Genomic DNA, 25567 nt, shown 5'->3' with positions numbered 1-25567 from the left:
GTTTACTGAACCACCGAACTACCGACTCCCCCTCTCGCCGCCAGCTCCAGCGCCCGCACTTCCGTAAGCACGGCCAGCAGCGGATGCGGGCACTCTTGACGGTTTCCGGACACGCTGCCTTCTGCCAGCCCGCTGCCGCTTTCCACCGCCACGGCCACGTTCTCCAGCAACCCTTTGGTTTCTGCCACCACTGCGGCGGGATCCGACGCATCAGGCGCAAGGCCGGCCTCCATCTGGATGGCGAGGGCGCTGATGGCCCGGGTGACACGGTCGTTGGCGGTCACCACCCCGGTGGCGGAGGCCTCAGGGTGATCTCCACCGGGCTCAGCCAGCAGACGTTGCAAACTGGCGGCCGCACGGCTTGCCGCCCGTTCCGCCACCTGCTTGGCACGAATGATGTCCTGGTGAAAGGCGCCCCTGGCTCCGTACTCACGGGCCACCTCATGGAAATAACCGGCATTGGCCCGGATGGCGGCGGCCATGAGACCGGGGAAACGCTGCCGCTCGGACACCGGCCAGAACCACGCGGCGGCCACGAGGGCCAAGACGGCCCCGGCCAGGTTCGAGAGCAAACGGCCGAGCGTGAAGTCCAGGTGCACCGGCACATGCAGCTCCGTGAGGAGCACGATCATGGTGGTGACAAAGAACACGGCGAGGCCGTAGCGGCGCTTCAGGAAATAAGCAAAGGCAAAGGCGGCAGAGATCGTCAGCCCCGCCAGCAGCCAGAGCGGCAGCGGCACGAACAGCGTGGCACTACCGAGCAAGGCCCCGGCCACGGTGCCGGTCACCCGTTGAAAAGCGCGCTGGCGGGTCGCCCCGTAGTCGGGCTGCAGCACGACGATGATGGCAAAGGCCATCCAGTACCCACGAGGCACCGCCCAGTGCAGATAGGCAGCCACCGCCAGCGTAGTGAGCAGCGCCATGCGCAGCGCATAGCGGACCAGAGCCGGGTCTGGAAAGGGCACAGAGTTCAGCCAGGACGCAATGGCCGGCATGGAGGCGCGGCTCAGATCCGGCAGGTGCTGCGGAATGGTGGCCGGGATGTCCGAATGCTCCACCGTAGGTCTCAGAGAGGCCTCCAAAGAAGTGAGCTGACGGCCCATGGCCTCAAAGAGCGGCCGATGGGAACCTGCTCCCGGGAGGGCTGCACGAGCCTGCCCTTCCTCATCCTCGCGGGCCATCACCTCCATGAGATGCCAGCAGGTCTGAATGCGGGCCCGCGTGGCAGCGAGGTTTCGCTCCTGATGAGTGATCAACGTGATGGCCACCGACCGGCCGAGGTTGGCCAGTTCCTTGAGCACGGCCTCCCTTGCAGCCCTGCGCCGGGCGGGCTCGGCCGCGGGACCAGTCGCAGCGATCCGGCTTTCCGACAGCGTGTGCCAGGCGGCGGCCTGCATGGCAAGGTGACCGGCCTCGTGCACCATCTGCTCCAGGTGGCTGATCAACACCGGGCTGTTGCGACTGCGGGCGGAGTTCAGGGCTGCAGTGGCGCGGTCCAGAGTGTCCCGCAGGGCGCGTTGTTTCATCGTCCAGCCGTCCCCCTCGCCCTGTCCGGTCTGGATCAACGCGAGATAGAGGTCAGATGCCGCCACCCAGGCATCCGCCACCGCGTGACGCAGCGGATGTTGCGGACGAAAGGCCCACAGCCCCAATTGCAACACTGCTGCCCCCGTGCCCCCCAGGGCGGTCCACAAGGCCATCTGTCCCGCGCTGGCTCCATGAGAAGGCCCTTCCAATGCCAGGAGGAAGAGCAATGCTGAATCGATCCCCAAGGGCGGACCGTAGTCCGTGCTCACGTGCCGCCAGATCCCGCTGAGCAAGGCCAGCAGCCCGATGCCCGCCACTGCTGCTGGCAGATGATGCGCGGCCAATCCTCCCAGAAACGCGGCCCCGGAGATGACGCTGATCATCACCGCCATCACCAGCACCCGCTGCGGATAAGCCCCGCGCAACTGGGGCATGCTCAACCCCAGCGCCGCCGTCGCAGCATACTGCGCAGCCAGCGGTGTTCCGGTCAGGGCGCAGACGATCAACGCGCCAGCAAAGGCGGTCGTGGCCCGGGTGGCCCGGGCGAGGTCAGGCTGGAGAGCGGACCTTTCAAGCATGGGAGAAGGAAGGAAGCCGGCTCAGAAAATCGGATCAATGCCAGCGCGCCAGAAAGGTACGCAGTTCATTCACATCTGCCTCGGAAAAGGTGCGCCCCAGGCAATCGGCGCGTTTCATTCCAAATGCATAGGGGGAGGGAGGATCTCCACAGGCATCCCTGCAGTTCGCAGGATAGAACGTGGCCACGGGTTTGTCCTCAAACCAGGCTGCCTGCACGAGGCTGGAGAAGCTGCCGACCACAGCACGGCTGGATTTCACGAGATTGAGCGTCGCCGGTGTGGAGAGACTGTCGAGCACGGTGATGTTGCCACCGGCCCACTGGTGGGCATCCTCGTCCCCGTGCAAAGCTCCGGGACCGGCGGTACCCCGGAGATAATTCCGGGTGACCAGGAAGACCGGGCAGGGTTGCTCACGCAGCACCGGGACGATGCGCTCCGTCAGCCCGCTGGGAAGACCGCGATAACCGTTGTTTCCTGCAAACGGTTGGAAGACAATGTGGCCCGAGGAAGCCACATTGTCCGGTGCATCAAACGTGGGCCAGTAGCCGGGATCAGCAGGCCCTCGCACGAGGCTGGCATGATCCACCCCGGCAAAACGGCAGATCTCCTCATTGATCTCGCGGGCCGTGAGCTTCCCCAGCAGCTCCTGGTACTTGTGCCCCAGGTCGTAGAGCACAAACTGGGTGGCGTTCCGATGAAAGCGGAAGAGCTCCATCGAAAATGGGTTGTGTGATGCCACCACCACCGGCACGGGACTGGCCGCCTCCTCCAGATGCTGGAGGCTACGGGTCAGATAGCAGGTGCGAATGACGTCCCCCAGACCTGCGGTGAAAATGACCGGACGCATGATTTCAAAACAGCCAGCGCGGTGGATCCCCCTGCGGTCCACTCCCATCGCCGTGTCATCTTACTTCGCGGCCTTGAGCTTCTGCAAGAGTCTTGCGGCGGTCTCCACCAACATCTCCCCCGAGCCCGCAGCACAGCGGGCGCTGACCACTTCATAAGCCCCCTGGCCGTAGGCGCGTTTGGTGGGGATGTAGCCGATGGAGCCATTGGCCAGCTCCGCGATGAAGGTGTGCTTGAAGGGGGACAGCTTTTTGATATCCAGCCCCAGCTCCACGAAGATCTCCCCGGGCAGGCTGACTACCGCCACTTCATCTCCGATGGCAATGACCTGCACCTCCACCTCCCAAGGTGCGCCCTTGCGCCCCTCCACATCCACCACCTTGAATGCATCCACCTGATCGAGGAACGCCGGCTTCTTCTCACCCGCGACGACCTCCTGCATGATGGTCGTCGCCTTCTGAACCTGCTCCGGTGTGATCGCTGGCAGGGGAAGTTTCACCACTTCGCGGGCGACCCGCAGTTGATCGCCACTGGCAGGCTTGAGCTCACGCGCGGCCTTGAACACATTGGCCGCCAGGATGGTGCCGATGCGTGTGGCCTCGCCCGGGCCTTTTTGCGGTGCCTCCCAGTTCACATCCCGATGGTTGATGTTCCCACAGGCTCCATTGGCAAAGAGCGTCACGCTCTCTCCGCCGCGCCAGGTTCCCACCAGCCCGGCCATTACTCCAGGGTAGTCCGCAGAGATTCGGCTCCCACCCACGGTGTCCGGATGCAGGGCGAAATTCACCAGCGTGGCGAGCGGCTTGCCTTTAGGGTCGTTCACCGCCAGCACCAGCACCTCTGGATCCACCGGACCAGCGGGCTCCACGATGTTTGGATCCAGCTTGCGGGGATTCCAGGCCACCGAGCCGTCCTTCAGGAAGAAGCGGCGGTTGAAGGCGAGGTTCTTCTCCGAAGCCCGGCCAAGAGACAGCGTGGCAGGAGAGAGCCGCACCTGGGCTTGCTCCACGCATTCCGCAATCAACCCGGGCAGGGTGGCGTTGTACTGGCGCGTGATGTCCTTGCCACCACCGAAGACATTGTCACGCGGTCCCCTGCCGGTGATGATGGGAGCGGTGTGAGTGTGGGATGCCGTGATCAGCACATGATCCGCAGGAATGCCCGTCTGCTCCTGCACGGCCTTGCGGGTGGCCTCCACCATCGGAGCAGAAGTGGTGATTAAATCCAAGGTGACCACCGCGGCCTTCGTGCCGTCTTTCTCAAACACCAGCGCCCGGGCAAAGAGGTCATCCAGCACCCCTTCTGAACCTCGCTCGTTATAGTATCCCGCCATCGGGATGCCATCGGGAGGCGTGATCTTGATCTGGGCCGCCCCCACGCGGAGTTCCGCCGCGCCCACCATGGCGGGCAGGACCAGACAGGATGTCACGCCTGCCAGCAGCAGCGAGAGGGACTTGGAGGAGGAGTGGAATGGGGATCGCATGAGGGAGACAGGTACGCGTCATCTTTACAGCAGTTTTCTCCAAGGAGCGCAAGGGCACGCTGAGGTCGCCGCAACCATGTGCCTCCGACAGGGTTCCATCCCCCTACCTGACCTGGTCTGCTGCGACCGATCCCCTCTCCTGCCATGAAACCGAATGCTACCTGTCTCTTCGCCTGGTGGATCTCGATCCTGGCTTTCACGGGGCTTACCGTTCCGCAGGCCTCGGCCGACTGGCCCCAGTTCCGCGGCCCCAACCGGGATGCTGTCAGCCAGGATGCCAAGGTCCCCTCCACCTGGAGCGCCAGCGAGAACTTGAAGTGGAAACTCGACCTTCCCGGCCAGGGGGCCTCGAGTCCTGTGATCTGGGGAGACACCGTGTTCGTGACCTGCTTCTCCGGCCAGGAGGAAAGCGGCGATGTGTCCCGACTGATGCGACACGTCATTGCCGTGGAACGCACGACTGGCAAAAAGCTGTGGCAGAAAGACTTTGCTGCGCCGCATCCAGACGATCCGTGGCAGGGCATGATCCGTGAGCACGGCTATGCGAGCAGCACGCCAGTGACGGATGGCAAAGTCCTCTACGTGCACTTTGGCAAAGGCGGGGTGGTGGCCCTGGACTTCAGCGGCAGGGAACTCTGGCGCGCCGATACCGGAAAGGAATCCAACCAGCGCCGCTGGGGAGCGGGCGGGTCACCGCTGCTCTGGCAGAATCTGCTGATCGTAAATGCCTCCGATGAAGGACAGGCGCTGGTGGCGTTCGACAAAACCACCGGCAAACAAGTCTGGCGTCAGGAGTCCTCCCTGCTGGATCTCGCTTTCAGCTCACCCCAAGTCCTGAAGCGCAAGGATGGCAAAGAGGATCTTCTCTTTGCCGCACCAGGCGAGTTGTGGGGCATGAATCCCGCCTCTGGGAAACTCCGCTGGTATGCCGAGACCGGGCTGACGGGCAACATCTCACCAGATCCCCTCACGCAGGACGAGACGGTCTATGTCTTCGGCGGGTTCCCCGGGACCGGACGGGTGGCGGTGCAGGCAGGCAGCAAGGGCGCTGTGGCTGCATCCGGCATCCTGTGGCGGGACAACAGTTCCAGTTATGTACCCACACCTGTGCTGCACGACGGGCGCCTCTATGTAGTGAATGACCAGGGCTTCGCCTGGTGTGCCGACGCCAAAACAGGCGCGGAGCTTTATCGCGAGCGTGTAGGCGGCGGTAGCACCGGCCGGGGACGCGGCAAGCCGTTCTATGCCTCACCGATCCTGGTGGGCGACAAGATCTTCGCCGTGAGCCGGAGGCAGGGCACCTTTGTGCTCGCTGCCAAACCCCAGTTTGAGGTGCTGGCCACCAATGTCATTGCAGGAGACGACACGGACTTCAACGCGACCCCGGCCGTGAGCGACGGCTGCTTGTTCCTGCGCTCCAACCAGGCGCTCTACTGCGTGGGTTCAGGAAAGTAGGCTACGGGTTGTTGGCGGCAGCCTCACGCCAACGGCGTGATACAAAACAGCCTGGGGTCAGACCGCGAAGCGGTCGCCACCCCGGGTAGCACGCGGTGGCGATGGAACTCCAAGGGAGTTCTACAAACCGCCCAAGCTACCTGAAGACGTTCCCGCATCCGATGGACCCGGCAAGATGCGGCAAGGGTCTGTAGAACTCACTTCGGAGTTCTGGTGCGCCTGCCCATGTACCCAGGGTGGCGGCTCGTACCTCGCCTTACCCTGGGCTAGCATGTATGACGCCCTTGGCGTCAGAAGCAGGTTCAGGCACCAATCCAACATCCGCATACCCTGAGCCCACCGAGGGTACTCACCACAGACCCACGAATCACTTCCGCGCCACCGTCACGATGGTGATGTCATCCGCCTGCGGCTCGCCGCCCTTGAAGCGGTTCACGCTGTCACAGAGCAGGTTGACCACGGCTTGGGGGCCATCAGGTGCGGCTTCCGCCAGCGTTTCCTTGATGCGCTCCACCCCATACAGCAGGCCTTTGTGGTCAGTGGCCTCATCGACCCCGTCGGTATAGAGGAGGAGAATGTCTCCGCTATCCATGGAGATGGAGACATCGCGGGTGATGCGGTCAAAGACCTCCCCCTTGTCCACACCGACGGCGAGCCCTGGGGCTTTGATCTCGTCCACTTCACCCGTAGCCTTTCGCCAGACGAGTGGGTTGGTATGGCCAGCCCGGGCAAAGGAGACACTCGCGCCATCCTTCTGCAGGATCAGATAGCCCACGGTGATGAACATGTCCTCGCGGATGTCCGGAAACAGGTTCCGGTTCACGGCCGAAAGCACCGCAGTGGGGCTGAAGGTTTCACGGGCATTGGAGCGCAGCACGCTGCGGCACATGGCCGTGATCAGCGATGCCGGAATCCCTTTGCCGCAGACATCGGCGATGGCCACACCCAGATGGGTTTGGCTCACAGGCACATAGTCAAAGTAGTCGCCGCTCACCATGCGCGCAGGCACGTTCTTCGCGGCAATGGCGAAGCCGGGCATCTCTGGCGCTTTCTCTGGCAGCAGAATGCTCTGAATCTCGCGGGCATTGCTCAGCTCGGCTTCCAACTGTCGTTTCGCACCCGCTTCATGGTGCGCCTGCGCGTTGCCAAGGGTGAATCCCACCTGCTCCGCCAGGGCGATGAACATCTCCAGTTGGTGCTGGGAGAAAGGCTTCGTGCGGTCCGACGCCACGGCCAGGACGCCCAGAGGACGTCCGCCATGACGCAGCGGGGCCATGAGCGCCGCCACATGCTGCTGGAAGGGATTGGTCTCGCCATCGAACTTCTCGTGATGCCGCAGATCCGGGACATTCTCCGCCTTTTGCGAAAGCACGACATTGCCCAGCACACCCTCTCCCGGTGCCACGCAGTGCAGACGGAGGTAACTGGGCAGCGTCCCGGCATTCGTCTTGGCCTGGGTGACGATGCGTTCTGGCAAGGCAATCAGAGGAGGGCACTCCTTCGTGTAATGCCGGGGTACCAAGGCGAGTCCCTTGTCGTCCAACAAGTAAAGGGCGGCCCCTTCCGATTCCACTACCTTCACGGCCCCTTCCGCGATCTGACGATGCAGCGTGGTGTCAGGTTGCCCCTGGAGAATGGAGTCCCCCAAGATGTGCAACACCTCAAACACCCGGCGTCGTCGGGAAGCACGTTCCCGGTCGCCTTGGAGAAATTGCAGCCGCAGCCGTCGCTCCCGCTGCCAGGAGCGGAAGAGGGCGTAGCTCCCTGCCGCTCCAGCCAAGAAGAAGATGACAGCGGCGATCCAACCGGAACTCATGCTGGGAGACAGGCTAGCGCAGGAACGCCGCCTGGGAAAGCAACTTTAGAAAATGTTCCCTCGGGTAATGGAGGGGATCAGGCCACAGCGACGGCACGGGACCGGACTTCCTTTTCAAGAAACTCGATCACGTCCTTGAACCGGCTGGCATTGGCTTCATTGGCCTTGGTAAGAGCCTCATGAGCCTCGAGCACATGCTCGGCCTGTTCCACCTTGTCAGGGGAGACGTTTTCACCGCATTTGCCAAGTTCATCACACACTTGCTTCCGCTCTTTTTCATGGCGGGAGCCGTCGTTGTCGACGTCGAGGATGTGATCAAGTCCAAGGCTGCTCAGCAGCTGGCGGTTGCGGGCGTTTGCGTTGAGGATGCATACTTCACCATCTCCAATTTCACGGAGATTGAGTGCGGCACCGGTAAGGGTCCCCAGAAAGGTGCTGTCCATGATGGGGCAGCGCTCCAAGTCCACAACGAAATGGCGGGTGCCTTTTTCAATCATGGTCTGGAAGCAACGCTTCACCTGCACGCTGTTCTGGAATGAGCCCTTGCCATCCACGCGCATCCAAAAGAGGTTGCCAATGTTTCCAACAAGAATGGGGGCGGGCGATGTCATGACGACGAAGAGGAGTCTGGAAGATAAAAAATGCTAACCTCCAACTACGAGCGGCCACGGGCAGCGACGGCATGCTCCACCCGTTTCAAACGGGAAGAGAGGTGACATCGGATGGCGGACACGGGCACGAGGGGGTTTAGAAGTCCAAAAAGTGTTATCGAACCTAATCTATGTTACGCGTCTGTCACGCAGTCGGGTGATAAACGCAAAAAAGCGCGTGCTCATTCCAGCACGCGCCATCAGGGGGAGCCTTACTCCCAGAGATAAGAATTGTAACTCGTGAGCACCTGGGAACCACGAACGATGCTGGCCCGCCATGCGGTAACCGGTCCGTTGCTCACATAGTCATCACCGATGAAGGCAAACTTGGTGACGTTGTTGCGGCCAATCTCAGCCACATCCTGTTCCACCTTCTTGATGGTCAGGCCGGAGGCTTTCTGGCGGTACTCAAGACGCACTACCACAGGCTGGCTGCGGTCTTCCACCGTCCAGAAGACGGTGAAGTAGTCTCCCTGGCGGGCGATGCGCTCCGCTTGGGAGATGGCACCATGAAGGATCGAGTCCTTCTCAAAGTTGATCGAAGGATCCGCCGCCACCACACGAGCGTTGACGTCCTTCAAGTGATAGGGGTTTACCTTGGTTATGGTGGCCCCATTGCCCACCGACTTGGTGCTGCACGAAGCAAGAAGCAAACCGAGACCTGCCGCAAGGATGATGCGGGAGTGGGAGATGAGGCTGGGCAAACTCATAAACGCGGGACGATAGGTAGCGCCATGGGATATGTCAACGACGTGCGAGGGAAAAGAACTTCAAAATTCAAACGTCACCTTCACTCGTGAATCTAAGGCCCCGATCCCTCGATACGCGGTCTATTTGCAAGGTTTGGGAAGCCTTAACTGTCTTTTTGAACATTATATCTGGCCGACCCACCAAGATTGCGCGATGAGAGTGTAGCCAGTCGTCGAACGAACTCCGTGTCGCCCTCCTCCCAACGCCCCATTGCCCTGCAACACACCGGTGGCATCTACCTGCCGGATCTGGACCTCTGGCTGGACCCTTCCCGGCCAGTTGGGCGGGCTTTTGTTTCGCATGCGCACAGCGACCACTTCGCCCGCCATGAGTTCACGCTCTGCTCTCCGGTCACTCATGCGATCATCGACAAACGCTACGGAGCGATCGCTGAAGGAGCCAGTCTGACCCCCGCCTATGGAGAAGTCGTGATCGAACGGGGCCATGAGCTTCGCCTGTTGCCCGCTGGTCACATCCTGGGCTCCGCCATGCTGCATGTCACCCGCCAGGAAGACGGTGCCACGCTGCTCTACACTGGGGACTACAAGCTCCGGCACGGCCGGACGGCCGAGCCTGCCGAACTCCGGCCGGCGCACACATTGATCATGGAGACCACCTTTGGCCTGCCCATGTATGTCTTCCCGCCGCAGGAGCAGGTGCTGGCAGACATCATCCAATGGGCACGAGAGACCTTGGAGGACCAGGGCATCCCCGTGCTGCTGGGCTACTCACTTGGCAAAGCGCAGGAAGTGCTCTCTGCCTTCCATGGAGCAGGGCTGCCGGTGATGCTTCACACCTCGATCGTGAAGATGACCGTGGCCTGTGCCCCGTACTTCCCAGACTTCCCGCCCTATGAAAAATTCGATCCGGCAACAGCGGCGGGGCATGTGCTGATCATGCCGCCCAGTGCGGCGCGGTCCCAAGCCATCCGCAAGCTGCGGGTGTGCCGCACGGCCATGCTTAGCGGCTGGGCCCTCACTCCAGGGGCCAAATACCGCTATCAAGTGGATGAAGTCTTTCCCCTGAGCGACCACGCGGACTACCCGGAACTGCTAAAAACGGTGGAAGAGGTGCAACCCCGTCAGGTGTACACCGTTCACGGCTACACCAGTGAGTTCGCCCGCGATCTGCGCGAACGCGGCTGGGAAGCCTGGTCCCTGGTGAGCGAGGATCAGCTTGAGCTCACGCTTCCCGGCACCGCGGTCACCACGGACGCTGTTTCTTCGCCAGCGACGCCTGAAGACGCCGGGGAGGCCATTGTGCCACCTCCAGACTCCTTTGCCGCATGGGTGCAGACCTGTGAGCGGGTCGCGGCAGACGGCTCCCGCCTGAAGAAGCGCGCCCATCTGGCCGAGTACCTGCAACAACAGTCGGGCGGGGATCTGGCGAGGGCGGTGCGCTGGTTCTCGGCACAACTGGAGGACCCGGTGCTCCAGCTGCCCCCTTTGCAAACGGGGTGGTCGGTCATCCGCCGTGCCCTCCTCGAACTGAGCGGCCTGCGGGAGGCGGAGTACCGGGTGATCTCCCGATCCCAGGCTGACACCGGCCGGACGGCCCGCCTGGTGCTGGACCGGGCCCTGGCGGCGGGGAGGTTGTTTCCTGCATCTCATACTCCTGCCACGGAGGTCGTCGGCCTGTTTGACCGGCTGCGCAGTGCTCACGGCCCGGTGGAAAAGACGACGGTGCTGAAAGAGGGTCTCGCCAAGTTGCCACCTCTGGAGGGCAGCTATGTGGTCCGCCTGCTGACAGGCGAACTCCGGGTGGGTTCACGGGAAGGGCTGGTGGAGGAAGCCATTGCCACCGCCTTTGAGGAGCAGCCAGACCAGGTGCGGGAGGCGGCCATGCTCTGCGGGGACCTGGGACGGGCGGCGGACCTGGCCGCCCGTCATGAGCTGGACTCCGCCCAGCCGGAGCTCTTCATCCCCGTGAAAGTCATGCTGGCCAGTCCGGAGGAGACTGCCAGTGACATCTGGAACCGGCTCACCACCCCACACGAAACCGACGGGGGCGACGAGCAGCCTGCCGCCCCAGCCCCCACCACGGTGTGGCTGGAGGACAAGTTCGACGGTATCCGGGCGCAGCTTCACCGCTCTGCCGGACGCGTGGAGATCTACTCCCGCGATCTCAAACGGATCACCGAACAGTTCCCGGAGATCGCGACGGCCGCCGGCCAGCTCAGCGATGAAGTGATGCTGGATGGCGAGATCGTGGCGTACGCCGAGGATCGCAAGCTGTCCTTCTTCGATCTCCAGAAACGTCTGGGCCGTCGCGACCAGGGGGACCTGTTTATTTCCTCAAGCATCACCGTGCGGTATGTCGTCTTTGACCTCATCTGGCAGAACGGGGTCGGGCTCCTGCATGAACCGCTGGAAGCCCGACGGGAGAAGCTGGAGAAGCTCCCACTGCCGCCGCTGCTCAAGCGCATCGCCGTGGCCGAAGCGGCATCAGAAACCGAGGTGGAGGCAGCCTTTCACGCAGCCCGACGCAACGGCAATGAGGGCCTCATCGCCAAGGATCGCCACAGCCCGTACTCCCCCGGCCGGCGGGGCAAGTCCTGGCTGAAACTGAAGAAGGCCTTCTCCACGCTGGACGTGGTGGTGGTGAAGGCGGAGCAGGGCCACGGCAAACGCAGCCATGTCCTCAGTGACTACACCTTTGCCGTGCGCGACGAGCACAGCGGAGCCCTCAAGGTGATCGGCAAAGCCTACTCCGGCCTCTCGGATGTGGAGATCGAGGAACTAACGGAACACTTTACCGAGCACACCCTCAGCCAGCGCGGCAGCGTGCGCACGGTGACGCCCAACATCGTGCTGGAGATCGCCTTTGACTCCATCCAGGCCAGCCAGCGCCACGACAGCGGCCTGGCCCTGCGCTTCCCCCGCATCAAGGCCATCCGCCGCGACAAGGGCGTGGATGAGATCAACACCCTGGCCTATGCGCGGAAGCTGGCGGGAAAGTAGCGTGCCATTTTTGAAATTGCGATTTGTGATTTTGAATTGCAATCACCTCACGGCCCTGCCGGGTTTGCGGGGGGACGCGGCGAGGCCCCCTTTGGGTTCTACGATTCTCAGAATACTGGCCAACCCGGCGCAAGGGAAAATCAAACGCCTGGCCCGGACTCCTGCTGCACGGGCCTCCGCCGCAGTGACCGTCTGGGGAGGCTGACGACATCTGGGGTGTGAAATGTGCGAATTGCGGCATATAGAGAGGTCCTTCGCAGCGTAGTGGGGAGCCACGTTCGTATCAATGGGCCCCATCATGTCTGACACCCCCACCCCCGCCCGCATCGTTGACTCCTCTGCCGGGGATGCAGCTTCCGCATCGCCAGCCCGTCTGGGTGCCCTGGCGGCCTGGAGCAATGTGGTCCTCGCCGCCCTGCTGATGCTGGCCACGCTGCCGGGCCGCACCCAGGGGCTTAGACTAATCACGGAGCCGCTGCTCAAGGATCTGGCGCTGGACCGGGTGGCATACGCGAACATCAACCTCTGGGCCACGCTGCTGGGCTCCGCCTTCTGCCTTCCAGCGGGCTGGCTCATCGATCGATGCGGCCTGCGCTGGACTACCGCGGCCATTCTGCTGCTCCTGGCAGGGGTGGTGTGGCAGATGAGCGTGCTGGCGGGGGGCGTGACGATCTTGTTCATCCTCGTGCTCTTGACCCGAGCCCTTGGTCAGAGCGCCTTGTCCGTCGCCAGCATCAGCACCGTGGGCAAGAGCTTTGGGCTCAAGGCGGAGTGGGCCACGGCGGTGTACTCGGTGCTTTTGAGCATCTTCTTCATCGCCGCCTTTGTCTGGGTGGGTGGCGTGGTGGAGTCCCGCGGCTGGCGGGTAGCATGGGGTCAACTGGTCCCCGGACTGCTGGTGGCGGCAGGCGCGGTGGTGTTCCTCCTGCGCGAACCTGGCACTGTTGGTGGCAAGACTGATGCGGCCTCCCCTGCCGAAGGACTCACGCTGGGACAGGCGTTGCGCACCCAGACCTTCTGGGTCTTTGCCGGAGCCACGGCATTGTTCGGGTTGGTGTCGTCCGGTTTTGGCCTCTTCAATGAATCGATCCTGGCCGAGCGGGGATTCGATCAAAAAACCTTCCACGACACCCTCGCCGTCACGACCCTGTTCGCCCTGCTGGGGCAAATGCTCTGCGGATGGCTCTCCCTGCGCAGAAGGCTGGCCCACCTTCTGGCGGTGGCGCTGCTACTCTATGCAGGCGGTCTCTGCGCCCTGCCCTTCATGACGACGCTGAACCAGCTCTGGGCCTTCGCCGCCATCTTTGGCGTAGCGGCCGGCTTCATCACCGTCATCTTCTTTGCCATCTGGGGTCGTGCTTTCGGGCGGGCCCATCTCGGGCGCATTCAGGGGGCGGCGCAGATGCTCACCGTCTTCGCCTCCGCCATCGGGCCGCTCGTCTTCGCCCGGAGTCACGCTGCCGTTGGCTCCTATAGCCCGCTCCTCTTTTCTCTCGCGCCGCTGCTTCTGCTCGTCGCCGGGATTGCCTGGTGCACCCGGCTGCCAGATGAAACGCCCACGTCATCTCCAGCATGAACTGGTTCCAACGGGATCGTTGAACTCTGGCGCGCCGCGTGTGTCCAGCAGAGGTCGTGAGGGCTATGCCGCCTGACCGGCGCGGATCTTCTCCAGCACCGGTGAAGCCTCCTTCCAGTCCACGTGGTGGGGGAGAACCTTCGTCCGGGCGGCGAGGGCCGCCACCACACCGGCCGCCTCGCCCATGGCCACGGAGTTGCCCGTGACCCGGTAACTGGCGTGGGCGATGAAATCACCGCTGATGCAGCGGCCAGCCATCATGAGGCCGTCCACGTCTTTGGCAATCAAGGCCCGCAAGGGGATGTCGTACGGCTTGGTTTTAACCCCGGCACTGTGATAGGCGGCTTTTTCATTGGCCTCCTTGCTCACGGCGTGGATGTCCACGTTGAACGACGCCCGCATGACGCCGTCCTCCTGTTTCCGCCCTTCAATGAGATCCTCCTTGGTCAGGACATAGCGCCCGAGGATGCGCCGGCCATCGCGCACGCCGATCTGCTCGGCGGTGGCGACGAGTTGCAACCCATCCCAGGGACCGCCGAGTTTGCGCAGCCCACGCACCACCCGATGGATCTCCGCCCGTGCCCGGAAGGTGGCTTCTGTGACAGCGGCGGCATCGTAGGCTAGGATGCCGTACTCGTGATTGATCATGAGGTTGAAGAGCCGGTCCCTCACCTGGAAGAGCGAAGGGGTGCCGTAGGTGGCCTTCAATCCGGCCTGGGCGAGGGCCTGCCGGAAATTCTCCACTGGCTCCTTTCTCCAGGAGGCCTGGCCGCCAAAGTGGGAGGCAAAGGGTCGCATGGCTTGGGGATCCACCGCCATGACCATGGCCATCATCGTCAGCGGCTGACAGGGGCACTGCTTGCTCTCCCCCACCTCCCAGGAGCAACCGGCCAACGCCCCGAGATCCCCGTCGCCGGTGGTGTCGATGAAGACCCGGGCCCGCCACGCCTGGCGGCCAGCCTTGGACTCCGTGATTACAGTGGTGACACGGTTGTCCCCGTCCTTCTGCGCGGCCACCACCCGGGTGAAGAGCTGCACCTTCACGCCGGCGGTGAGACACAGCTCCTCCAGCAGGAGTTTCATCTCCTCCGGATCATAGAAATAACTTGAGGCGTTGTTGGGCAGGTGGGAGCCGCGCTCACCCAGCCGGGTCACGAGTTCGCGGTTGAACCCCGGCTTGTCCGCATCGAGCACATAACTGAGCAGCCCCGCCGTCCAAACCCCGCCCAGGCAGCCATGCACCTCCAGCAGTCGCACCCGGGCTCCAGCCCGGGCAGCCGTGAGGGCCGCGGTGACCCCGGCAGGCCCGCCCCCACAGACGATCACGTCCATGTCATCCACCAGCGGAACGGTCCGGCCGATTTCCTGCACCTGTCCTGCGGCAGGCGAAGGTGCCGCAGATTCCGCCGCGCTGACCACTCCGGTGACCGCGGCAGCGACGGTGCCCAGGGCACCGCGCAGCAGCGAGCGGCGGTTCACGTCTCCGGCCGGGAGGATGGAAGAGGAGGAATCGGTCATGCGGACCCTACGCGCCCGCCAGCAGACTTCTCGCAGGGACCTCCCCAGGGCCAATTCATCCTGCATCCGGCCTGATCCTGTGTTAGTCTGCCCAAATTCATCCTTATGACCCCTTCCAACAACAACGCCACGATGGCGGTTTACCTCGATCTCGAGAACATCGTCCTCGGTGCCCAGGAGGCGCGCTACCCCAAGGTGGACATCCAGAAGATCATGGAGCGTCTGCTGCTCAAGGGCCACATCGTGACCAAAAAAGCCTACTGCGACTGGGAGCGGTACAAGGACTTCAAGCGGCCCCTGCATGAGGCCGCCTACGAGCTCATCGAGATCCCACACGTGCGCCAGTCGGGCAAGAACTCGGCCGACATCCGCATGGTGGTGGATGCGCTCGACCTCTGCTACACCAAGGGTCATGTGGACACCTTTGTGATTATCAGCGGGGATTCGGACTTCTCCCCCCTGGTTAGCAAGCTGCGGGAAAATGCCAAGACGGTGATTGGCATGGGGGTGAAGAACTCGACCTCGAATCTCTTCATCACCAACTGCGACGAGTTCATCTACTATGATGACCTGGTGCGGAAGGAGCAGAGCCGCGCCTCCCGCAGCACCAAGGACAAGGATGCCAAGGATACCACCAAGGAAAAAGCTCCCGTGGTCAAGAAACTGGATCCTGCCGACGCCATCCGCCGGGTGGCTGAGACGCTGGAGGCGCTGACTGAGGACCGGGATGCTGATGATCCGGTCTGGGGATCGATGATCAAACAGGCCCTGAAGCGCCGCGATCCGGGCTTCAACGAGCGTGCGTTCGGCTTCAAATCATTCAATGCCCTGCTGGAGGACGGACAAAAGCGCGGGGTGCTTACGCTGGAGGCGCATGAGAAATCAGGGGGATACCTGGTGAAAGCGAAGGGTTGAATCCCAAGGGACGGACCTTCAAATTGCGCGTCCCCGCCCACCCATGTCCCACGACGCCCCTCCCTCGCCCCCACCCCCAAAGCCCACCATCGCCTGGTGGCGCACGCATGGCTTTCTGCTTGGACTGGGAGTGGCGGTGTTGCTGGGATTCCTGCTTCCCGCCCCGGGAGCCCGGGGCGGCGTGCTGCATGCCGAGCTCGTGACCAATTTTGGCATCGCCCTCATTCTCTTCCTGCAGGGGCTGTCCCTGGCCCTGGAGAAGATCAAGAGCGGTGCGGCCAACTGGCGCCTGCACGTGGTCATTCAGGGCTTCACCTTTGTGGTGTTTCCGGTGGTGGGCGTGGTGATGAACTGGGCCAGCCCCTGGTACTGGCCGGACTGTCCGCAGGCGATCCGGGATGGTTTCCTCTATCTCTGCGTGCTGCCCTCCACCATCTCCTCCTCGGTCGTGCTCACTGCCGTGGCGGGTGGCAACACTCCGGGCGCCCTGTTTAATGCGGCATTCTCCAACATTCTGGGCGTGATGGTGACCCCGGTGCTGGTCCATCTGCTCATGCAGAAGACCGGTCAGTCCGCCCCTTTCCTGCCGCTGCTGATGAAGATCATGCTGCTGACCCTGGTGCCCTTTGGCCTGGGCATGGCGCTTCGTCCGTTCCTGAAAAAATGGGTGGACCTCCACAAGGTGTGGGTGGCTCGCATCAGCAATCTGGTGATCCTGTTCATCGTCTACGCGGCGTTCTGCGACTCTGTGATGGATCGCGTCTGGGAGCGCCACGGCTGGGGGCTGACGGTAGGTGCCTGCCTGGAAACGGCAGTGCTGTTTACCGGCATCTCGCTGCTCACCTGGATGAGTTGCAAAGCTCTCCGCCTGTCCCGGCCTGATCTCATCGCCGCCTACTTCTGCTCAGTGAAGAAGACCCTGGCCATGGGCGTGCCCCTGGCGATCCTGATCTTTGGCGATCGTGAGGATCTGCCCCTGATTCTCCTGCCGGTGATGTTGTACCATCCATTGCAGTTGCTGGCCAATGGCGTGCTGGCGAGCTATTGGGCGAAGGAAACGGCGTAGGCCACGCCCTGGGGGGGCGATCCGGCGTCCCTCCGGGACGCATGATGGTGGTGGATGCGAAGTCCGGTGGTTGGCACCACCGGCTACTGTCCATGGTCCTTCCAGGACCCAAATTCTCTACCTTTGGAGGCGATGAGCCACGCGACGCTCGGCGTCAGCGTCCCGGAGGGACGGCGGAATGTAGCCGGAGGTGAAGGCCTGTAATCAGGCCGAGAACCACCGGATAAACGTCTCCCCAACTGTTGCGTCCCGGAGGGACGCCGGAACGGACGCATTCCCCCCTCACAACCCCTTCAACACCTGCACGGCCTTTTCCTCGAACTTCTGCTGCCACTCCGGCGCCACGAGGGCATCGCAATCCTCCTGGGCGAACCCCGGGTTGTTCCGCTGCGCAGCGGTGGCGGCATAGTAGATGTAGCCGTTCGTGTACCCCGCCACAAAGGCCCTCGGATCCCCGGCGGCCTTCTTGATGTTGAGCCCAACCTCCACGGTGAGCTCCCCGGGAAAGGTGACGAGTTTGAAATCGCCCACCCGCAGGCCAGCCACCTCGACTTCCAGCATCGGTGAGCCCGCTGCCCGATTCTGGGCCAGGTGCTTCTTGAGCAATGCCAGATTGGCCGAGAGCCGCGTGAGCTGCTCCATGACCTGGATGTTGCTCAAATAAGCCTCCACCTGGGCCTTGTTGTCGGCATCCAGACGCTCGATATCCGTCCGCCCCAGGGCGCGATCATGGAAATAACTCTGTGAATAGTGCGAGGGAAACTCCGGTGACAGCTTCTGCCCGATAAGCAGGGGCACAAAGGTCTTGAAGTTGATGTTGGTGGGCTTCAGTGACCGGAGCAACGTGGTCTGGAGCGCCTCGATCCGGACGATGCGCTGTTCCAAGTCCACGCCACGGGGCAGGCTCAGGGTCTGGCTGCCCACCTTGAGAACACTGTCCGCCGCGGGCTTGATCTTGTGCAGCGCCTCAATCACACTGCCACCCAACATCGTCCCCAAGGGAGCGGCATCCGGCGGGCGGTTGATTTCCTTGTACCGAACCGGGTTGATATCGCCCCCGCAGCCCTGCACGAAGAAAGCCAGCGCCTCGCCCCCCAGACTGTCCTCGATCACTTTCGACGCATAGGCCGGATAGTCTGCCGAGTTGCCCTTGCTGGGCGGGTTCATGATGGGATGGCAAGCGAAGTTGTAGAGCACCGCCAGCGGCCTCCCATCCAGGCGGTCCAGACGCAGCAGACCGATCTGGGGATCGATGGGGCCGACACCGGCCACGTCTTCATCCCGCGGCATGGAATAGGCGCGCCGCATGTCCACCGTGGTGCCATCCTTCAGCTTTAAGCGCCGGTTCTCGCTGACCCGATCTTCCCGGCCGAAGCCAGCGCCTGCCAGCACCGGAGCCAGGCTGGCGTGCGCCTCCTTCACCGCCTGCACCACCAGTTGGGCGGTATCTGCGCGCACGATCCCATGACAGTGGCTGGCGTTGATCAGCACCCCCTCCGGGGCAATGCCCAGTTCCTTCTGCAATTGTGCCCTCACCGTGCCCAGGAAACCATTGCCGATGCGGCCGATCTCCCCGATGGCCACCGCATCCACCGTGATCAACACTGCCGTGGTGCCGCCGTTTTGAAGCACCAGCGCTTTGGCATAGAGTGGATCGTGGACGGGCCCGGCCGTGACATCGGTGATGTCCACCCTGGCAACCCCAGCCCTGAGGTCCGATGCCCGAAGGGTCTGACACGCCAGCAAAGGCGTCAGCAGGACAACCGCAAAACTCAAGACCGTGGAAAAGGGAGATCGCTTCACGCCCAATCTACGCTCCCGTGCTCAAGATCACGCATCCCCCTTGGGAAGTGATGGCAAAACCACCGAAAACTGTCATGGAAGTACCTTCTGCCCGCTGCGCAGGAGACACGAGAGAGGACAGCGTTTCGCGACTGGATGCACTGACGCCAAGGGCGTTGAACAAGTTGGCCCAGGGTAAGGCGAGGTACAAGCCGCCACCCTGGGTACATGGGCAGGCGCACCAGAACTCCGAAGTGAGTTCTTCAGACCCTTTCCGCATCCCTGAGGTGGCCACCGCATCGCGGTCTGACCCCGGGCTATTTTATATCACGCCGTTGGCGTGAAGGTTCCGCCAAGATGCACCAGTGACTCATATCAAGGCTTGGACTCTCACTCAGCTCAACCTGACCCGCATGCGCATTGCGAGACTGCCCCCCGCACACTCCGCCAACGTTGTGGCATCTCTCCTGCTTCTTGGAAGGCGTTCCCATCAGGCCGCCCCAATGCTCGACGCCCGGATACGTATGGAAGATGTCGCCCGGGCGGCCGGGGTGTCTGTCGCCACCGTCTCACGGGCGCTGAAGGATGACAGCCGCATCTCTCCGGCAGTGCGGGAGGCCGTGAAGGCGGTCGCGGTCCGGCTGGGCTATGTGCCGAATCCGCTGGTGCAAAGCCTCATGAGTCAGCGGCGTACCGGCCGGGAGGGCCGGGCGGCGGAGACCATCGCCCTGGTGACAAACTATCCTCACGACGCCTGGCCACAGAAGGATGTGTGCCGGTGGTATTTCAAGGGGATCGAAGAGCGGGCCCTCCAGCTCGGGTATCGCGTGGAGGTGTTCTCCCTGGAGGCCCTGCATCATGATCCCGACCGGCTGGGCCGGGTCCTGCGCGCCCGCGGCATCCGGGCCGCCTTGCTGGGCTTCTCGCGGGATGAGGAACATCCCGTAGCGCTGGACGTGAGCGGCCTGAGCGTGGTGGGCTTGAGCACTTATTTCCGCGATCTCCCGGTGGACCGGGTGCACCTGAACGGGTTCTACAACATCAAGCTGGCCTGCCGTCACCTCCGGAGCCTGGGCTACCGCCGGCCAGGGCTGGTGGTGCCCGTGGCGAACAACCAGATCGTGGGCGGCCAGTGGTCTGCTGCGGCGCTGGATGAACAGTGGCAGCGACCAACGGCAGAGCGCTGCCCGCCCTTTCTCGTGGAGGGACAGCAGGTGAAAATGCAGGCCTTTCGAAACTGGTTCGAGGAACATCAGCCGGACGCCCTCATCGCCTACAAGGTGCCGGTGGTGGAGCTGCTGGACCGGCTGCGGCTACGCGTGCCCCAGGACGTGGGGGTGGCCGCCCTCTATGGCACCGAACAGGACCGCCGCAACATGGCGGGAATCGATGGCAACCTGGAACAGGTGGGCGCAGCGGCCGTGGACCTGCTGGTGCAGAAGCTGCAAGTCAACGAACGAGGCCTGCCCGGCCAGCTGCGCGAGGTCTTGATCGCGGGAAGCTGGCAGGACGGGCCTAGCGTAGACAGGATTAACAAGATTTTGAAAGATTAACAGGATGGAGCTTCAAATGAGCGATGTTACCTCGAACCCTTTGAAGCTTGGATTTTGAAGTTTGAAGTTTTGTTTTTCTCTGTGCCTCAGTGGTTAATCCCCACCCTCATCTACACGTCACAGATCCCCACCGCCTGGCGCAGTGAACCAAGGACATCCGGACGGGCGGGGATGAACTCCTGGGCCACATGGCCTTTGTAGCCGGTGTCCACGATGGCCTTCATGATGGCGGGATAATAGAGCTCCTGCGTCTCATCGATCTCATGGCGTCCGGGCACGCCGCCGGTGTGATAGTGGGCGAAGTACTTGTTGTCCCGCTTGATGGTGGCAATGACGTCCCCTTCCATGATCTGCATGTGGTAGATGTCATAGAGCAGCTTGAAGTTGTCCGAGCCGGTGCGCTTGCACAGCTCCACACCCCAGGCGCTCTTGTCGCACATGTAGTCCTTGTGGTTCACCTTGCTGTTGAGCAGCTCCATCACCAAGGTGATGCCGTGTTTCTCGGCAATGGGCAGCACCTTCTTCAGGCCTTCTGCGCAGTTTTTGAGACCCGTTTCCTCATCCATGCCGCGGCGGTTCCCGGAGAAACAGATGACGTGCTTCGCCCCGAACTCGGCGCTGGCCTTGATGTGGGGTTCATAGATCTGCACGAGGAGGTCGTGATACTCGGGGTTGTTGAAGGCATGTTCAATGCTGCCCACCTTCACATCGCCGGGCCCCTTCGTGGAGGGAAAACTGATCATGGCGCTGGTCAGACCATGGGTCTTGAGCGTGGCGAAATCCGCGGGATCCACGAGGTCGATGGAGGTCAGCCCCATTTCCTTGCCCGCACGGCAGAGTTCATCCAGCGGCACCTTGGGGTAGCACCATTTGCAGGCGGAGTGGTTGATCCGGCCCTTCAGCCCGCTCGCCTGGTCGGCAGCTTCGAGGCGGTGCTGGAGGGAAGCGGCCACGGTGGCAAAAGTGCCAGCCTCCAGAAAACGGCGACGTGAGAAAGAAGATTGCGACATGCCGAGCATGCTACGTGTCCCTCCCGAGTTTGCCAAGTTTTGCCCGAATCTCGCACCAGGACCGAAAATTATCCAAAGCCGCCCGGGTGGTCAGTTCCGATCTGTTGTCATAGGCAACTATCCCTTTTGCAATATCATGGACACCTCGCCCCAGGACTGTGCGGCAGACCTCCTCGAAGTCGTCCCCCTCATCATGCGGGGCGTTCGAGCTGAAGTCCGCCGCGACCGAACTCCCGAACTGTCGATGCCCCAGTTCAGGGCCTTGTCATTCGTGGAGCGTCACGAGGGCAGCACCCTCACTGAGGTGGCCCAGTTTCTCGGCCTCACTCTGCCCACTGCCTCCAAGATGATGGACGGACTGGTGGACGCTGGCTATGTGCAACGCGCCCCGGACCGTCGTGACCGACGGAAGATCAAACTGCACCTGAGTACCGAGGGCCAGCAGATCCACGAGGCCATCCTGCTCCAGGCACGGGAATTTCTCGCCAGTCGGCTGCAGCACCTCGATCCCAATATCCTCGGAGACATTCGCACCTCGCTGAGAGTGCTCCGCACCGTGTTCGAGCCTGTCTCGGTTCCCGGTGAAGCGGTCGGTGCCGCCTGAATAATGGGTCAGCCTCCGTAAGTTAGACCCGGAGTTCACGAGTTTGGGCATGTGATTGCAGATTGATCCGTCCCGGGCATGACGTTAGGTTTCGACGCATGCTCGTGCCCCATGGTCATGGCCAATCCCCCCAGCGCTGCCAGTACTGCGGCCAGCCGCTCCAGCCGCACTTTTACTTCTGCACGGCATGCGCCATGCCGCATACCGATGTGGAAGCCGTGCTGCCCGAGGTGCGCCCCGCCCAGTGGGATGATGAAACCCGGGTGAGGAAACTGGCCCCGGAGGTGTGGCGGCTGTTTTTCGCCTACCTGGGAGCCCTTCTGGGGGCGACCATCCTGGGATTTCTCATTCACCCGGTTGACGAGGGAGGGGTGCCAGGGCTGATCATCGGGCTGCTGTCGGTGGCCGTTGTTTCCACGGTATTCGGCTGGCTTCATCGCGATGTCCTCCGCCCGCAGTTCGCCGGGCTGGGCCTCCTCTCACCCATCATGGTCAAGGGGCTGCTGGGGCTGGCCGCCCTGCTGCTGGTCAACCTGCTGTGGCATGGCGCGCTCTGGAACCTGGCCTCTGAAGAGCTGCGCAAGGACATGTACAAGGATGTGACCGGGCTGGTGCCGATGGTTGCCGGCCGGGTGTTCCTCATCTGTGTGATGCCGGCCGTCTTCGAGGAGATCGGCTTCCGCGGCCTGGTGCAGACCTGGCTGATGCGGGTGATCGACCCCTGGAAGGCCGTGGCCCTTTCAGCCGCCCTTTTCAGTGCCATTCACTTTTCGGTGCTGAGTTCCCCCTACCTGTTTTTGGTCGGTGCCCTGCTGGCCTGGACGCGATGGAAAAGCGGCCTGCTTTTTCCAGGGATTCTCCTGCATTTCTTGCACAACCTCGCGGTCCTGTGGTATGAAGGCCTGCTAACGTAACCATCCCATCAAATAACCCCCTTATGGACGACGGCGGCGAAGTAATCTTCCGGATCATCATGCTCTGTGTTTTCGGTGGCGTCTGTGCTGCCGTCGCGAACTCCAAGGGCCGCAGCGGGGTGGGCTGGTTCTTTGGCGGATTCTTCCTCGGATGCATCGGTCTGGTCATCGTCCTCTGCCTGCCCAACTTGCGGGAGCAGCAGGAGGCTTCGCGGATTCAAGAGGACATGAACCGCCGTCTGCGGGAGCAGCTTCGCCAGGAGCAGATGAAAGTGGACGCGCTGCGAGCTCACACGGCGGCACGCCTGGATGCCCACGATGCCGCCCTGAAGATGGATACCCGGGCGGCAGCTCCTGCGCTCCTGGCCTCCTCACCGCCACGCCCCCACCTTGGAGGCTCTCCCAACCACCGCCCCACGACGCTGGAGGAAACCCGGCCCATCTGGTTCTATCTCGACCAAAGTTCCTCCCAACAAGGCCCAGTGACCCTGGCCAGGATCAAGGAAGAAACCTCCATTGGCGCGATTCATCAGGACACGCTGGTGTGGCGCGAAGGCATGCCCGACTGGACAGCCGCCCAGCAGACCCCCGAGTTGCAACCGCTCTTCAAAGTCTCCTGATATGGCGGTGAGCGGCACTTACACTCTCGACGGTCTGCTTCAGGGTCCCAATCCTGGAGACGAGGCAGTGGAAAACTGGGTCCAGCAGGCGGCCAAGTCCGGCCTGGACTTCAGCCTGGAATTGGACGGCGGGCAGTTCTCCCTGCTGGCCAGCAATGCCGAAAAGAAGACCTCCCGCCTCGTGGGTGGAGATCTGCAATCGGTGATGACGGCCGCGCTGGAGGCGTTCTCCGCGCTCTATGGCGGCTCCCCTGCCCCTCTCTACTCCACCCTTAGATCCCGCGAGTCCCGCGGCGGAGCAGAAATCCAGACGCTTTATTTCATCCAGCCCGACGGCAAGGTGTCGGTCCAGTCACGAAAGATCGGGACCGAGGCCCCGCCTCCCCCGCCCGGCGCGGCGGCAGCGAAGCCAAAGCGCCACCTCCTGCTGCAAGGCTGCGGCCTGCTGGCGCTGCTGACCCTTCTGGGAATTGTTTCCCTGTTCCTGGTGGACTGGAAGGAGCTCTTTCATCGTACCAAGGTGATGGTGCAGCCCTCCCAGGGTGTGGAGCTGGAGTCCTCCGCCACGGCGGACTATGTCAGCATCACCATCAGTTCCGTGAAACAACTGGACGGCTACGTGGAGCTGGAGATCAAGCGGGGTCCCCGCTGGGCGGAAGCAAAGGCGACCGACCTCAACGAGCCTGTGCCCCAGGCGGGCACCCTTCCCTGGCGCGAATTTCTCGCTCTCCAGGCGGTGAAGCGTGGCTACGTGTACTGCTGCTTCTATGACGAGCGCGGCGTGTACACCGGTGAATCCATGCTCCCCCTGGACCAGCTCAACCAGCAGGAGTCCTTCCTCGGCCAGACCGCGATACCCCGGACCCGCGCCATGCTGAAGAAGCTGGTGGTGAAGCCTTGAGGCCTGCGCCCAATCGGGAGCGCAGTGCGAGATTCCCGGCGTTCTCACGTTTGCTTGTGAACTCCGCCCTGAGCGGGGTGTCACAGATCCTTCTACCGAACAGCCTCTTCCTTTGCCCAAGTCATCCCCCGCACCCCGCCCAGTTCCGATCAGGAACGGCCTCCCCGTCGCCAACTTCGACCTCGCCGCCACGTTGAACAGCGGGCAGGTGTTCCACTGGCATGAGCAGGACGGCGGTTTTGTGGGATTGATCGGTGGAGAACTCGTGACCGTCTCCCAGCCAGAGCCGGGGATGCTGCACGTTTCTGCGGGGCACGAGGACTTGGTCAGCCGGTATCTTGCCCTCGATCATGATCTGGTGAGGATGCAACGCACGCTGCCCAAGCGGGATGCCCACCTGAAACGGGCGCTCCAGTACTCGCCTGGGTTGCGGATCTTGCGCCAGCCGCGCTGGGAGTGTCTGGCGACTTTTATCACCTCCTCTCTGAAGCAGGTGGCTCACATCCGTCAGATTTCCCTGACGCTCAGGGAGCGTTTTGGCCAGCCCGCCGCGACCCTGAACGGGAAAGTTTTGCACACCTATCCCACCCCTGAGGCGCTGGCCCGGGCGGGTGAAGCAGCACTCCGGGCCTGCGGTTTGGGGTACCGGGCGAAGTTTTTGCACCAGACTGCCAGCCGTATTGCAGAGGGAAACTTCGATCTGGAAGCCCCTGCCGCGCTGAATGACGAGGCCGCCTGCGAGCTGCTCTGCACCCTGCCAGGGGTGGGTCCCAAGATCGCCCAATGCACCCTGCTCTTCTCCTACGAACGTCTGGGAGTCTTCCCCATCGATGTGTGGATCGAGCGCGCCCTGAGGGAGTTGTACTTTGCCGGGACAGCGGAGAATGTGTCCGCCAACGAGCTGCGAGAGTTTGCCAAGACGCACTTTGGGCCCTATCGGGGCTACGCTCAGCAGTGGCTTTTTCACCATGCGCGTACGAGCGGGACGTTCTCGCGGTTGCGTAAAGTGGTTTGATTCTTGCAGAAGCGCTGTCAATAATCTG

General features: G+C 62.7%; 20 protein-coding genes. 11 read left to right on the top strand and 9 right to left on the bottom strand.

Translation table 11 applies throughout. The features are described 5' to 3' along the window. Window positions 1–2: 2 nt before the first annotated feature. Genes BV034_RS00630 through BV034_RS00620 form a run of 3 tightly spaced genes read right to left on the bottom strand, consistent with a single transcriptional unit; the run spans window position 3 to window position 4434 of the window. Window positions 3–2105, bottom strand: a complete 2103-nt coding sequence (locus tag BV034_RS00630; RefSeq protein WP_050023077.1) for an FUSC family protein — start codon at window positions 2103–2105, stop codon at window positions 3–5. 34 nt (window positions 2106–2139) lie between these two features. Then, window positions 2140–2952: a hypothetical protein gene (locus BV034_RS00625; RefSeq protein WP_265592484.1), complete on the bottom strand. Its 813-nt coding sequence runs from the start codon at window positions 2950–2952 to the stop codon at window positions 2140–2142. A 60-nt stretch (window positions 2953–3012) separates the two neighbouring features. Next, window positions 3013–4434: a neutral/alkaline non-lysosomal ceramidase N-terminal domain-containing protein gene (locus BV034_RS00620; RefSeq protein ID WP_050023070.1), complete on the bottom strand. Its 1422-nt coding sequence runs from the start codon at window positions 4432–4434 to the stop codon at window positions 3013–3015. 144 nt (window positions 4435–4578) lie between these two features. Between BV034_RS00620 and BV034_RS00615 the strand changes: the two genes are divergently transcribed. Beyond that, entirely contained in the window at window positions 4579–5889 is a 1311-nt protein-coding gene (locus BV034_RS00615) for a PQQ-binding-like beta-propeller repeat protein (RefSeq protein WP_050023068.1), read from the top strand. Between the two features lie 367 nt (window positions 5890–6256). Here the strand turns inward: BV034_RS00615 and BV034_RS00610 are convergent, their stop codons facing one another. The 3 genes from BV034_RS00610 to BV034_RS00600 form a co-directional block, all read right to left on the bottom strand. After that, a complete protein-coding gene (locus BV034_RS00610; protein ID WP_050023066.1) occupies window positions 6257–7705 on the bottom strand; it encodes a GAF domain-containing SpoIIE family protein phosphatase in 1449 nt (482 codons plus the stop codon). 77 nt (window positions 7706–7782) lie between these two features. Beyond that, entirely contained in the window at window positions 7783–8316 is a 534-nt protein-coding gene (locus tag BV034_RS00605) for an STAS domain-containing protein (RefSeq protein WP_050023064.1), read from the bottom strand. Between the two features lie 251 nt (window positions 8317–8567). Next, window positions 8568–9065 (bottom strand): hypothetical protein, encoded by a 498-nt coding sequence (locus tag BV034_RS00600; RefSeq protein ID WP_050023062.1) that lies wholly within the window; start codon window positions 9063–9065, stop codon window positions 8568–8570. Window positions 9066–9290: 225 nt separating this feature from the next. Between BV034_RS00600 and BV034_RS00595 the strand changes: the two genes are divergently transcribed. After that, window positions 9291–12065, top strand: a complete 2775-nt coding sequence (locus tag BV034_RS00595) for an ATP-dependent DNA ligase (protein WP_265592483.1) — start codon at window positions 9291–9293, stop codon at window positions 12063–12065. Window positions 12066–12363: 298 nt separating this feature from the next. Further along, the gene (locus BV034_RS00590) at window positions 12364–13641 is read left to right on the top strand and encodes an MFS transporter (RefSeq protein WP_050023084.1); all 1278 of its coding nucleotides are present in this window, start codon (window positions 12364–12366) and stop codon (window positions 13639–13641) included. A gap of 63 nt (window positions 13642–13704) precedes the next feature. Here the strand turns inward: BV034_RS00590 and BV034_RS00585 are convergent, their stop codons facing one another. Continuing rightward, a complete protein-coding gene (locus BV034_RS00585; protein WP_050023061.1) occupies window positions 13705–15159 on the bottom strand; it encodes an FAD-dependent oxidoreductase in 1455 nt (484 codons plus the stop codon). Between the two features lie 105 nt (window positions 15160–15264). Here BV034_RS00585 and BV034_RS00580 point away from each other — a divergent pair, with 105 nt between their 5' ends. Continuing rightward, entirely contained in the window at window positions 15265–16074 is an 810-nt protein-coding gene (locus BV034_RS00580) for an NYN domain-containing protein (RefSeq protein WP_050023059.1), read from the top strand. 43 nt (window positions 16075–16117) lie between these two features. Further along, a complete protein-coding gene (locus BV034_RS00575; protein WP_050023057.1) occupies window positions 16118–17140 on the top strand; it encodes a bile acid:sodium symporter family protein in 1023 nt (340 codons plus the stop codon). Between the two features lie 282 nt (window positions 17141–17422). Here BV034_RS00575 and BV034_RS00570 read toward each other — a convergent pair whose 3' ends face one another. Further along, complete coding sequence (locus BV034_RS00570; protein ID WP_265592482.1) at window positions 17423–18943, bottom strand: hypothetical protein; 1521 nt, start codon at window positions 18941–18943, stop codon at window positions 17423–17425. A gap of 503 nt (window positions 18944–19446) precedes the next feature. Here BV034_RS00570 and BV034_RS00565 point away from each other — a divergent pair. After that, window positions 19447–20475: a LacI family DNA-binding transcriptional regulator gene (locus tag BV034_RS00565; RefSeq protein ID WP_050023055.1), complete on the top strand. Its 1029-nt coding sequence runs from the start codon at window positions 19447–19449 to the stop codon at window positions 20473–20475. Between the two features lie 110 nt (window positions 20476–20585). Here the strand turns inward: BV034_RS00565 and BV034_RS00560 are convergent, their stop codons facing one another. Next, entirely contained in the window at window positions 20586–21485 is a 900-nt protein-coding gene (locus tag BV034_RS00560; RefSeq protein WP_050023081.1) for a sugar phosphate isomerase/epimerase family protein, read from the bottom strand. Window positions 21486–21621: 136 nt separating this feature from the next. On the opposite strand from BV034_RS00560, the gene BV034_RS00555 reads away from it, so the two are divergent. The 5 genes from BV034_RS00555 (at window position 21622) to BV034_RS00535 (ending at window position 25539) form a co-directional block, all read left to right on the top strand. Continuing rightward, entirely contained in the window at window positions 21622–22089 is a 468-nt protein-coding gene (locus tag BV034_RS00555; protein ID WP_050023053.1) for a MarR family transcriptional regulator, read from the top strand. Window positions 22090–22187: 98 nt separating this feature from the next. Beyond that, the gene (locus tag BV034_RS00550; protein ID WP_050023051.1) at window positions 22188–23003 is read left to right on the top strand and encodes a type II CAAX endopeptidase family protein; all 816 of its coding nucleotides are present in this window, start codon (window positions 22188–22190) and stop codon (window positions 23001–23003) included. A gap of 23 nt (window positions 23004–23026) precedes the next feature. After that, window positions 23027–23623 carry a DUF4339 domain-containing protein gene (locus BV034_RS00545; protein WP_050023049.1) on the top strand — a complete coding sequence of 199 codons (597 nt, stop codon included), beginning with the start codon at window positions 23027–23029 and terminating at the stop codon, window positions 23621–23623. A 1-nt stretch (window position 23624) separates the two neighbouring features. Continuing rightward, entirely contained in the window at window positions 23625–24524 is a 900-nt protein-coding gene (locus BV034_RS00540; RefSeq protein ID WP_050023047.1) for a hypothetical protein, read from the top strand. Between the two features lie 112 nt (window positions 24525–24636). After that, entirely contained in the window at window positions 24637–25539 is a 903-nt protein-coding gene (locus BV034_RS00535) for a DNA glycosylase (RefSeq protein ID WP_050023045.1), read from the top strand. Window positions 25540–25567 lie beyond the last annotated feature (28 nt).

Source organism: Verrucomicrobium sp. BvORR034, assembly GCF_000739635.1.
Taxonomy (GTDB): domain Bacteria; phylum Verrucomicrobiota; class Verrucomicrobiia; order Verrucomicrobiales; family Verrucomicrobiaceae; genus Verrucomicrobium.
This window is presented reverse-complemented; position numbering and strand designations above follow the sequence as displayed.

Excerpts from the sequence above, each read along its gene's own strand:
- BV034_RS00630 (WP_050023077.1), bottom strand. The coding sequence starts at position 2,105 with ATGCTTGAAAGGTCCGCTCTCCAGCCTGACCTCGCCCGGGCCACCCGG.
- BV034_RS00625 (WP_265592484.1), bottom strand. The coding sequence starts at position 2,952 with ATGCGTCCGGTCATTTTCACCGCAGGTCTGGGGGACGTCATTCGCACC.
- BV034_RS00620 (WP_050023070.1), bottom strand. The coding sequence starts at position 4,434 with ATGCGATCCCCATTCCACTCCTCCTCCAAGTCCCTCTCGCTGCTGCTG.
- BV034_RS00615 (WP_050023068.1), top strand. The coding sequence starts at position 4,579 with ATGAAACCGAATGCTACCTGTCTCTTCGCCTGGTGGATCTCGATCCTG.
- BV034_RS00610 (WP_050023066.1), bottom strand. The coding sequence starts at position 7,705 with ATGAGTTCCGGTTGGATCGCCGCTGTCATCTTCTTCTTGGCTGGAGCG.
- BV034_RS00605 (WP_050023064.1), bottom strand. The coding sequence starts at position 8,316 with ATGACATCGCCCGCCCCCATTCTTGTTGGAAACATTGGCAACCTCTTT.
- BV034_RS00600 (WP_050023062.1), bottom strand. The coding sequence starts at position 9,065 with ATGAGTTTGCCCAGCCTCATCTCCCACTCCCGCATCATCCTTGCGGCA.
- BV034_RS00590 (WP_050023084.1), top strand. The coding sequence starts at position 12,364 with ATGTCTGACACCCCCACCCCCGCCCGCATCGTTGACTCCTCTGCCGGG.
- BV034_RS00585 (WP_050023061.1), bottom strand. The coding sequence starts at position 15,159 with ATGACCGATTCCTCCTCTTCCATCCTCCCGGCCGGAGACGTGAACCGC.
- BV034_RS00580 (WP_050023059.1), top strand. The coding sequence starts at position 15,265 with ATGACCCCTTCCAACAACAACGCCACGATGGCGGTTTACCTCGATCTC.
- BV034_RS00575 (WP_050023057.1), top strand. The coding sequence starts at position 16,118 with ATGTCCCACGACGCCCCTCCCTCGCCCCCACCCCCAAAGCCCACCATC.
- BV034_RS00565 (WP_050023055.1), top strand. The coding sequence starts at position 19,447 with ATGGAAGATGTCGCCCGGGCGGCCGGGGTGTCTGTCGCCACCGTCTCA.
- BV034_RS00560 (WP_050023081.1), bottom strand. The coding sequence starts at position 21,485 with ATGTCGCAATCTTCTTTCTCACGTCGCCGTTTTCTGGAGGCTGGCACT.
- BV034_RS00555 (WP_050023053.1), top strand. The coding sequence starts at position 21,622 with ATGGACACCTCGCCCCAGGACTGTGCGGCAGACCTCCTCGAAGTCGTC.
- BV034_RS00550 (WP_050023051.1), top strand. The coding sequence starts at position 22,188 with ATGCTCGTGCCCCATGGTCATGGCCAATCCCCCCAGCGCTGCCAGTAC.
- BV034_RS00545 (WP_050023049.1), top strand. The coding sequence starts at position 23,027 with ATGGACGACGGCGGCGAAGTAATCTTCCGGATCATCATGCTCTGTGTT.
- BV034_RS00540 (WP_050023047.1), top strand. The coding sequence starts at position 23,625 with ATGGCGGTGAGCGGCACTTACACTCTCGACGGTCTGCTTCAGGGTCCC.